The sequence below is a fragment of the Variovorax sp. P4_D9 genome (genome assembly GCF_056401695.1).
On record NZ_JBFUIU010000302.1, the window covers coordinates 1 to 10,331 of the forward strand.

General features: G+C 67.5%; 8 protein-coding genes. All 8 read right to left on the minus strand.

The window, feature by feature from the left end:
- On the minus strand, positions 1 to 3,929 hold a 3,929-nt coding region (locus AC1DY5_RS27845; protein ID WP_478116647.1), incomplete at its 3' end, for a glutamate synthase-related protein.
- 182 nt (positions 3,930 to 4,111) lie between these two features.
- A complete protein-coding gene (locus tag AC1DY5_RS27850) occupies positions 4,112 to 4,807 on the minus strand; it encodes a transposase (RefSeq protein ID WP_478116648.1) in 696 nt (231 codons plus the stop codon).
- 39 nt (positions 4,808 to 4,846) lie between these two features.
- Positions 4,847 to 5,707, minus strand: a complete 861-nt coding sequence (locus AC1DY5_RS27855) for a class I SAM-dependent methyltransferase (RefSeq protein WP_478116650.1) — start codon at positions 5,705 to 5,707, stop codon at positions 4,847 to 4,849.
- On the minus strand, positions 5,704 to 6,276 hold the full coding sequence (locus tag AC1DY5_RS27860) for a DUF1415 domain-containing protein (RefSeq protein WP_478116652.1): 573 nt from the start codon (positions 6,274 to 6,276) through the stop codon (positions 5,704 to 5,706). Before AC1DY5_RS27860 ends, AC1DY5_RS27855 begins: the two co-directional genes overlap by 4 nt.
- Entirely contained in the window at positions 6,273 to 7,523 is a 1,251-nt protein-coding gene (locus tag AC1DY5_RS27865) for an MFS transporter (RefSeq protein ID WP_478116654.1), read from the minus strand. Before AC1DY5_RS27865 ends, AC1DY5_RS27860 begins: the two co-directional genes overlap by 4 nt.
- Complete coding sequence (locus tag AC1DY5_RS27870; RefSeq protein WP_478116655.1) at positions 7,520 to 8,650, minus strand: deoxyguanosinetriphosphate triphosphohydrolase; 1,131 nt, start codon at positions 8,648 to 8,650, stop codon at positions 7,520 to 7,522. Before AC1DY5_RS27870 ends, AC1DY5_RS27865 begins: the two co-directional genes overlap by 4 nt.
- A gap of 19 nt (positions 8,651 to 8,669) precedes the next feature.
- Entirely contained in the window at positions 8,670 to 9,770 is a 1,101-nt protein-coding gene (aroB, locus tag AC1DY5_RS27875; RefSeq protein ID WP_478116657.1) for a 3-dehydroquinate synthase, read from the minus strand.
- 70 nt (positions 9,771 to 9,840) lie between these two features.
- The gene (locus tag AC1DY5_RS27880; RefSeq protein ID WP_478116659.1) at positions 9,841 to 10,329 is read right to left on the minus strand and encodes a shikimate kinase; all 489 of its coding nucleotides are present in this window, start codon (positions 10,327 to 10,329) and stop codon (positions 9,841 to 9,843) included.
- Positions 10,330 to 10,331 lie beyond the last annotated feature (2 nt).

Sequence of the window (10,331 nt, forward strand, 5' to 3'; positions counted from 1 at the left end):
GCGCCGACCGATCGGTTGACGTTGCGCGCCACCTCGATGAACTGCACCTTCTCGCCCTTGTCGATGGCCGGGCGCGAACGCTCGATCAGCTTGACGTCGAGGCTCTTCTCGAGGCCGTGGTCCTGGTTCTCGACATGGAAGCGCGGCACCTCGGCCGGCACGTTCGGCTGCGCGAACAGGCGGCTGAAGTCGAGGCCGCGGGCCTTCCAGTGCTCGATGCCGGTCTTGGTGTCGAGCAGGTCGGAGCGGCCGATCAGGTCGTCGAACTTGCGGATGCCGAGCTGGGCCATGATCTGGCGCACTTCCTCGGCGACGAAGAAGAAGAAGTTCACCACGTGCTCGGGCTTGCCCGAGAACTTCTTGCGCAGCACCGGGTCCTGCGTCGCAACGCCGACCGGGCAGGTGTTCAGGTGGCACTTGCGCATCATGATGCAGCCCTCGACCACCAGCGGCGCGGTCGCGAAGCCGAACTCGTCGGCGCCGAGCAAGGCGCCGATGGCGACGTCGCGGCCGGTCTTCATCTGGCCGTCGGCCTGCACGCGGATACGGCCGCGCAGGCGGTTCAGTACCAGGGTCTGCTGGGTCTCGGCCAGGCCGATTTCCCACGGGCTGCCGGCATGCTTGATCGACGACCAGGGCGAGGCTCCGGTGCCGCCGTCATGGCCGGCGATCACCACGTGGTCGCTCTTGCACTTGGCGACGCCAGCGGCGATCGTGCCGACGCCCACTTCGCTCACCAGCTTGACGCTGACGCTGGCATGCGGCGCGACGTTCTTCAGGTCGTGGATAAGCTGCGCCAGATCCTCGATCGAGTAGATGTCGTGGTGCGGCGGCGGCGAGATCAGACCGACGCCGGGCACGGAGTAGCGAAGCTGGCCGATGTACTGCGACACCTTGCCGCCCGGCAGCTGGCCGCCTTCGCCCGGCTTGGCGCCTTGCGCCATCTTGATCTGCAGCTGGTCGGCCGAAGCCAGGTACTCGGCCGTGACGCCGAAGCGGCCCGATGCGACCTGCTTGATCTTCGAACGCAGCGAATCGCCGTCCTTCAACGGCAGGTCGACCTCGACGTTGGCTTCGCCGATCACGCTCTTGAGCGTATCGCCCATCTTGATCGGGATGCCCTTGAGTTCGTTGCGATAGCGCGCGGGATCCTCGCCGCCTTCACCGGTGTTGCTCTTGCCGCCGATGCGGTTCATCGCTACGGCCAGGGTCGAATGCGCCTCTGTGCTGATCGAACCGAGCGACATCGCGCCGGTGGCGAAGCGCTTGACGATCTCGCTCGCGGGCTCGACCTCGTCGACCGGAATCGCCTTCGCCGGATCGATCTTGAACTCGAACAGGCCGCGCAGCGTGAGGTGCCGGCGGTTCTGGTCGTTGATCAGCTGGGCGTATTCCTTGTAGGTGCTGAAGTTGTTGGCGCGCGTGCTGTGCTGCAGCTTGGCGATCGCGTCGGGCGTCCACATGTGCTCCTCGCCGCGCGTGCGCCAGGCGTACTCGCCGCCGGCGTCGAGCATGTGGGCGAGCACCGGGTCGTCGCTGAAGGCCGCCTTGTGCATGCGGATCGCTTCCTGGGCGATCTCGAACACGCCGATGCCCTGCACCCGGCTGGCGGTGCCGGTGAAGTACTTGTCGACGGTCTCGGTGTTGAGGCCGATGGCCTCGAACAGCTGGGCGCCGCAGTAGCTCATGTAGGTGCTGACACCCATCTTCGACATGATCTTCGACAGTCCCTTGCCGACCGCCTTGACGTAGTTGTAGATCGCCTTTTCGGCGCTCAGGTCGCCCGACAGATCTTCATGCATCACGGCCAGCGTTTCCATCGCCAGGTAGGGATGGACAGCCTCCGCGCCGTAGCCCGCGAGCACGCCGAAGTGATGCACCTCGCGCGCCGAGCCGGTCTCGACCACCAGGCCGGCCGTGGTGCGCAGACCTTCGCGCACCAGGTACTGGTGGATCGCCGACAGCGCCAGCAGCGCCGGGATCGCGACTTGCGTCGGGCCGACGTTGCGGTCGCTGACGATCAGGATGTTGTGGCCGCCCTTGATCGCATCGACCGCCTCGGCGCACAGCGAGGCCAGCTTGGCTTCGACGCCTTCATCGCTCCAGGCCAGCGGGTAGGTGATGTCGAGCGTGTAGCTCTTGAACTTGCCCTGCGTGTAGGTGCCGATGTCGCGCAGCTTCGCCATGTCGGCGAAGTCGAGGATCGGCTGGCTCACTTCGAGCCGCATCGGCGGGTTGACCTGGTTGATGTCCAGCAGGTTCGGCTTCGGGCCGATGAAGGACACCAGCGACATCACGATCGCCTCGCGGATCGGATCGATCGGCGGGTTCGTCACCTGGGCGAACAGCTGCTTGAAGTAGTTGTAGAGCGGCTTGTTCTTGTTCGACAAAACGGCCAGCGGGCTGTCGTTGCCCATCGAGCCGATGCCCTCCTCGCCGGCCGCGGCCATCGGGCTCATCAGGAACTTGATGTCTTCCTGGGTGTAGCCGAAGGCCTGCTGGCGATCGAGCAGGCTGACGGGGCTGGCCGGTGGCTGCACGGTCTCGGCTTCGACGCTGTCGAGCTTGATGCGCAGGTTCTCGATCCACTGCTTGTAGGGCTTGCTGTTGGCCAGCGTCGCCTTGACTTCCTCGTCGTCGATCATGCGACCCTGCTCGAGGTCGATCAGGAACATCTTGCCGGGCTGCAGGCGCCATTTGCGAACGATCTTCTGCTCGGGCACCGGCAGCACGCCGGATTCGGAACCCATGATGACGAGGTCGTCATCCGTTACGCAGTAGCGCGAGGGACGCAGGCCGTTGCGGTCGAGCGTGGCGCCGATCTGGCGGCCGTCGGTGAAGACGATCGAGGCCGGGCCGTCCCAGGGCTCGAGCATCGCGGCGTGGTATTCGTAGAAGGCGCGGCGGCGCGGGTCCATCGTGGCGTGCTGCTCCCACGGCTCGGGAATCATCATCATCACGGCCTGGCTGATCGGATAGCCGGCCATCGTCAACAGCTCGAGGCAGTTGTCGAAGGTGGCGGTGTCGGACTGGCCAGCGAAGCTGATCGGGTAGAGCTTCTGCAGGTCGGCGCCCAGCACCGGCGACGACATCACGCCTTCGCGCGCCTTCATCCAGTTGTAGTTGCCCTTGACCGTGTTGATCTCGCCGTTGTGGGCGACATAGCGGTACGGGTGGGCCAGCGGCCACTCGGGGAAGGTGTTGGTCGAGAAGCGCTGGTGCACCAGGCCCAGCGCCGAGACGCAGCGCTTGTCCTGCAGGTCGAAGTAGTAGGTGCCGACCTGGTTGGCCAGCAGCAGGCCCTTGTAGACCACCGTGCGGCTCGACATGCTCGGCACGTAGTATTCCTTGCTGTGCTTGAGCTTCAGGCGCTGGATGTTGGCGCTGGCGGTCTTGCGGATCACGTAGAGCTTGCGCTCGAGCGCGTCCTGCACGATGACGTCGTTGCCGCGGCCGATGAAGACCTGGCGCAGCAGCGGCTCCTTGGCGCGCACGGTGGGCGACATCGGCATCTCGCGGTTGACCGGCACGTCGCGCCAGCCCAGCAGCACCTGGCCTTCGGCCTTGATCGCGCGCTCCATCTCCTGCTCGCAGGCTTCTCGCGAGGCGTGCTCCTTGGGCAGGAAGATCATGCCGACGCCGTATTCGCCGGGCGGCGGCAGGGTCACGCCCTGCTTGGCCATCTCTTCGCGGTACAGCAGGTCGGGCAGCTGGATCAGGATGCCGGCGCCGTCGCCCATGAGCTTGTCAGCGCCCACTGCGCCGCGGTGGTCCAGATTCTCGAGAATCTTGAGGCCCTGCAGCACGATGGCGTGGCTCTTTTCGCCCTTGATGTGGGCCACGAAGCCGACGCCGCAGGCGTCGTGCTCGTCAGCGGCGGAATAAAGACCGTGTTCTTGGAGATGCTGGATCTCGGCAGCCGTCGTCATGGGCGTGCTCCTTCAGTTTTCGCAGGGAAAAGGAGCATATTGCATTGCACAAACAATGCCAAACTCTTTAATTGGGGTCAGATTCCATTTAAATTCCGATAGATGTTGTCGACTGAAAATTGGGGACACATCAAAAAGCATAGCGTCACTGCCAGCAATATCGCGCCTTACGTCGTCTTCTGCTAGTCAGATCGAGGCAGCGGCGGCCTCCCTGCGCGCGCTTTCGATGTGCGACGGCCTGTGGTTTTTTGTAAAGAATCGCCAAAATCCTGGTCGCCGGCCGCCCAGCCGTGCAAGGTGGCATCGGTCAACAGCGCTTCCGCAGCGGCCGGAATGCCCGCGCGCACCATTTCGGCATAGGCAGCCTCGCGCGCGAAGGGCGTGTTGCCGAGGGTCCAGTAGAGCGGATGCGGCGTCAGCAGCTTGTCGTGCACCAGCCCGGCGTAGTGGGCATGGCTGGACCAGGGATGCTCGCGCGCCTCGGACACCATCCCCGCGCGCACCGGGTTCAGGTCGATATAGGCCATGCAGGCCAGGAGGTAGCGGTCGGTCTGGATCAAGGTCGACTTGTAGCGCCCTTCCCACAGGGTCCCGCTGCGGCCGTGCCGGTCGTTGAAGTAGCGCACGTAGCGCCGGCCGACGGCCTGCATCCACTGCGGCAGTCCGTCCGCGGTCGACGGCGTCGCCAGCAGATGGAAGTGGTTGTCCATGAGCACGTAGGCGTGCAGCGCGATGCCGAAGCGTGCGGCGTACTCGCCCAGCAAGGCCAGGAACATCTCCCGGTCGGCACGGTCCAGGAAGATCGGCTGCCGGTTATTGCCGCGCTGGATGACGTGGTGCGGCTGGCCGGCGAGCGTGAGGCGGGGCAGTCGTGCCATGGCGGAAGACGCTCGGAAAGTTCGCGGGGCCGGCGCGGCTCAAGGCAGCCGGAAGCGCGTCTCCAGCAGCGACGCCAGGCCGAACTGGTCGAGTAGCTCGCGCAGGCGTTCGGCCGCGCTGGCTTTGCGCTGGCCCGTGTGGCGCGCGATGATGAGTTCGTTCTTCATGCTGTGCTCCCACCCCACCAGTTCGGTCACGGTGACCTGGTAGCCATGCGCTTCGAGGTACAGGCAACGCAACACATTGGTGAGCTGGCTGCCGATTTCGCGCGTGTGCAGCGGATGGCGCCACAGCTCTGCCAGCGGCGTGCGCGAGAGCGCCAGCGCCTTGGTTTCGCGCAGGCAGGCGGCGACCTCGGCCTGGCAGCAAGGCACCAGCACCATGAAACGGGCCTTTTTAGCCAGCCCGAAGGCGATCGCGTCGTCGGTGGCGGTGTCGCAGGCATGGAGCGCCGTCACGACGTCGATCTGCGGCGGCAGCTCCGCCGCGGTCGCCGATTCGGCCACCGTGAGATTGAGAAAGGCCATCCGGTCGAAGCCCAGGCGCTCGGCCAGCCCCCGCGACTTCTGGACCAGGTCGGCCCGCGTCTCGATGCCGTACACGTGGCCGGTCCCACCCTGCTTGAAAAACAAGTCGTAGATGATGAAGCCGAGGTAGGACTTGCCGGCGCCATGGTCGGCCAGCGTGGCCTGGGCGCCGTCGCCGGGCAGTTCGCGCAGCAGTTTCTCGACGAACTGGAACAGGTGGTAGACCTGCTTGAGTTTGCGGCGCGAGTCCTGGTTGAGCCGGCCCTCGCGCGTGAGGATGTGAAGCTCCTTGAGCAATTCGACCGACTGGCCCGGCCGCAGTTCGCTCTGGACTTCGGCCTCGGCCCTGGACGCCTTCGCGGCCTTGTTCATCGCGCGCYCCCGGGTCCGACATCGAGTCTTGCCCAGCCCTCCACACCGAGGGTCTCCAGCGTCTCGATGTTGCGGCCGAAGATCGCCTCGGCATCCGGAAAGGCATCGACCGCCCGGCTCACGCTGTCCTCGCGCAGCAGGTGCAGCGTGGGATAGGGTGCGCGATTGGTGCAGTTCGTGACGTCGTCGGCCCCGGCGCCGCCAAACTGGAAGCGCGGATGGAAGCTCGCCAGTTGCAGCAGCCCGTCGAAGCCTGCGCGCGCCAGGCGCCGCTCGGCGCGCGCCGTGAAGTCGTTGAAATCGAGAAAGTCGGCCAAGGTGTTGGGTGCCATCAGAAGGGTCGTGTCGCGCTCGGAGGCGGCGCAGGCCGCGAGCGCCTCGGCCTCGAGGAGCATCGCATCGATCAGGCCGGATTCGTCGCTCGGCAGGTAGGCAGCGTAATGGATCTGGCCGCGCACGTGCACCGCCTTGGCGAAAGGGCACAGGTTCAGTCCGATCACCGCGCGCTCGAGCCAGCGCCGGGTGTCGGCTTCGGCCTGGGAGGCGGAAATCGTCGCGTCATGCCTCATGCGGTGCCCCTTCGGGAGGCAGGCTGCGCCAGCCGGGCCGCAAGGGCCAGGCCCGCGAGCGAGAACGACAARGTCAAGATCCAGGTCCATTGCCAGCCGCCCACGCGGTGGGCGAGCCAGGCCACCATCGGTGGCGCCGCAAACTGGCCGAACGAGGAGGCCTGCTGCATCAGGCCGACGGTCGTCGAAACGGTCGCAGGACCGGGCGCCAGCCGCACGCTGAGCATGAACAGCGTCGCCGGCACCATGCCGCCGCCGAGCGAGAACAGGCAGATCGCCAGATAGCGCAGCGCCGGCGGCAGGCTCCACGCCGCGTCGGGCGCGCCGATCCGGACGAAGGCCGCGACGCTACCGAGCGCCATCACGACGAAGCCCCAGCGCAGCAGCCGGACCGGCGCCACGCCCTGCTGGAGCAGCCGGCCGCCCACCACGTTGCCGATAATGTTCAGACCGGCCGCAAGCGCGGTCAAGCCTGCGTTCCAGCCGCTCGGCACACCGGCATCGGCGTAGATCGCGGGCAGAAAGCCGATTACCGCCATCCACTGGGACGAGTAGACCGCGAATGCCAGTGCCAGCGTCCATGGGCCCCCGGCGCTCACGGTGTCCCGCAGCCGGATCGACCAGCCTCCGGCCGCGCGGGCGACAGCCGGGCCGCGGCGCGCGGCATCGGCCGGCACCGCCAATGCGACCCAGGCCGCGGCAGCCGCCGATGCGATCGCCAGCGTCAACCACCAGGCGGGCCATCCGACCCGGGCGATCAACGCCGGCCCCAACAGCAGCCCGAGCGCGACGCCGAAGGGCATGTAGGCGCCCCACAGTCCGCTCGCGGCCTTCTCGGAGCCGGCCGGCGCCACGGCGCGGATCAGCCCGGGGCCCGGCATCACGGCCAGGAGGAAGCCGAGGCCCTCGAGCGCCCGAAGCGCGAGCAGCCAGGCGAAGGCCTGTGCCGGATCGTCGACCCAGGCGCCGACGCCGCCACCGAGCGCGCTCGCAAGACTGAGCAGCAGCAGGCCGGTCAACATGCTGCGGCGAAGGCCCAAGGTGTCGGCCGCAAGACCGACGCCGAGACCGAGGGTCATGCCGGCGACCTGCACCAGCGACAGCAGGAAGCCCGCCTGCACCAGGCCGATGCCCAGCGTCTGCTGCAGGGCCGGCACGGCCGGCGGCAGCTTGCCGATGTGCAGCGCGGCAGCGACACCGCCGGCGACGACCGCGACGACTACGACCGGAACCCTGGCGTGGCTCATTCCACCCACCGCTGCCCCGTCAGGCGTTCGTATTCCCGGATAGCGAAGCGGTCGGTCATGCCGGCGATGTAGTCCGCCACAGCGCGATGGCGGTCGTCGCGCCGGGCAAAGGCTTCCGGCATTTCAGCGGCATCCGAGAGGTAGGCGGCAAACAGCGCACGCACCACGTCCTGCGCCCGGTCGGCGGTCTGCGTCACCTGCGGATGGCGATAGAGATTGCGGAACAGGAAACGCTTGAGTTCGGTCGATTCTGCTCGCATCGTGGCGCTGAAAAGCACCAGCGGGCCGCTACGGCGCACCGCGTCGGCGTCGGCCGGCGCGGTCGATTCCAGTGCGCTGCGGGTGGCGTCGATCACATCGTAGACCTGGGCGCTGAGCATCCGGCGGATCGTTTCGTAGAGCAGGCGCCGGCCCTCCAGGCCCGGGTGCTCGGCCTGCGCCTCGCGCCGGTAGCGGTCGAACAGCCCGACCTCGCCCAGACTCTCGATGCCGATCAGCCCGGAACGGACGCCGTCGTCGATGTCGTGCGCGTTGTAGGCGATCTCGTCCGCCAGGTTGCACAACTGCGCCTCGAGCGCGGGCTGGGTGCGATCGATGAAGCGCCGCCCCACCCCGCCCGGCTCCCCGGCCTCGATGCGCTCGGCATTGGCGCGCGAGCAGTGCTTGAGAATCCCTTCGCGGGTCTCGAAGCTCAGGTTGAGGCCGTCGTATTGCGGATAGCGGTGCTCGAGCTCATCGACCATTCGCAGGCTCTGGAGGTTGTGCTCGAAGCCGCCGTGCGCCTGCATGCAGGCATCGAGCGCATCCTGGCCAGCATGGCCGAAAGGCGTGTGGCCCAGGTCATGGGCCAGCGCGATCGCCTCGACCAGGTCCTCATTGAGCCGCAGCGCCCGCGCGATCGAGCGACCGAGTTGGGCGACTTCGAGCGAATGCGTGAGTCGGGTCCGGAACAGGTCGCCCTCGTGGTTCAGGAACACCTGGGTCTTGTAGACCAGACGCCGGAAAGCGGTCGAATGGACGATGCGGTCGCGGTCGCGCTGGAAGGCGTCGCGGGTCGGCGCCGGGGCCTCGGCGTAGCGTCGGCCGCGCGTGCGGGTCGGGTCGCTAGCATAGGGCGCGAGGCTCATCGACGCACCACCCAGGCGCTCAGGCGGCGCCGCATTGCGCCAGCACCTCGCGCACCATGGCATCGGGAGCAGCGCGCACGACCGCCGAACCGGGCTTGTCGATGACCACGAAACGGATCTCGCCGGCCTCCGATTTCTTGTCGACGCGCATCAGTTCGAGATAACGCTCGGCACCGAGCGCCGGCGCAGTCACCGGCAGGCCGGCTCGCCGGACCAGCGCGGTCAGCCGTTCGACGAAGGCGGCATCGATGCCGCCGAGCCGCTGGGACAGGTGCGCCGCCATGACCATGCCGCAACCGACCGCCTCGCCGTGCAGCCACTCGCCGTAGCCCAGACCCGACTCGATCGCGTGGCCGAAGGTGTGGCCGAAATTGAGGATCGCGCGCAGGCCGGCCTCTCGCTCGTCCTGGCCCACCACCTCGGCCTTGATCTCGCAGCTGCGCTTGACTGCGTGCGCCAGCGCGCCCGGGTCGCGGGCGACTAGCGAATCGACGTGGGCTTCGATCCAGGCGAGGAATTCCATGTCGTAGATCGGGCCGTACTTGATGACCTCCGCCAGCCCGGCGCTGAGCTCACGCGGCGGCAGGGTCGCCAGCGTCGCCAGGTCGCACAGCACCAGCTGCGGCTGATAGAAGGCGCCGATCATGTTCTTTCCCAGCGGGTGGTTGATCGCCGTCTTGCCGCCGACCGAGGAGTCGACCTGCGCCAGCAGCGTGGTCGGCACCTGCACGAATGGCACGCCGCGCATGTAGCTGGCGGCCGCGAAGCCGGTCATGTCGCCGACCACGCCCCCTCCCAGCGCGTACAGCACGGTCTTGCGATCGGCGCCGCGGGCCAGCAGGGCGTCGAAGATCAGGTTCAGGGTCTGCCAGTCCTTGTGCGCCTCGCCGTCGGGCAGCTCGAGCACGTGCACCTCGCGGTAGCGGCCGGCCAGCACCTCCCCCAGGGCTGCGGCATAGAGCGGCGCCACGGTGGTGTTGGTGACGATCAGGGCGCTGGCAGCCGCCGGGACGGCAGCGAAATGGCGCGCATCGCCGAGCAGTCCGCTGCCGATCAGGATCTGGTAGCTGCGCTCGCCGAGTTGGATCTCGACGCGTTCGGGGGAGGCGATCAATGGCATCCCCCGAGTTTAGGTGCATGCCGAAGGGCCCCCGCCCCGTCCGCCTACGTCATGACGCACCCTGGGGGCTTCAGTCGAGCGGCGGCCCTTTGTCGTCGGGCACCACGACGCCGGCGAGCTCGAGCTGCATCACGATGATGTTGACCACCACCGCGATCGACGGTCGGCCGGTCTCGACCGTTTCGTGGGCGGTCTCGCGATAGAGCGGATCGCGGGCGTCGTAGAGTTCGCGCAGCCGCCCCAGCGGGTCGGCCACCTGCAGCAAGGGGCGCTTGACATCGTGGCGCAGCCGGCGGAACAGGTCTTCGGGCAGCGAGCGCAGGTAGAGGACGTGGAAATTCGCGCGCAGGGCCTCCCGATTGGCCTCCCGCAGCACGCAGCCGCCACCGGTGGCCACCACGCCGTAGGGCGCCGCGGCCAGCTCGGCGATGACCGCTTGTTCGAGATCACGGAAACTGGCCTCGCCTTCGCGCTCGAAATAGTCGCGGATCGAGCAGCCGATCCGCTCCTCGATCACGTGATCGCTGTCGACGAAGGGAAGCTGAAGGCGCTGCGCCAGAC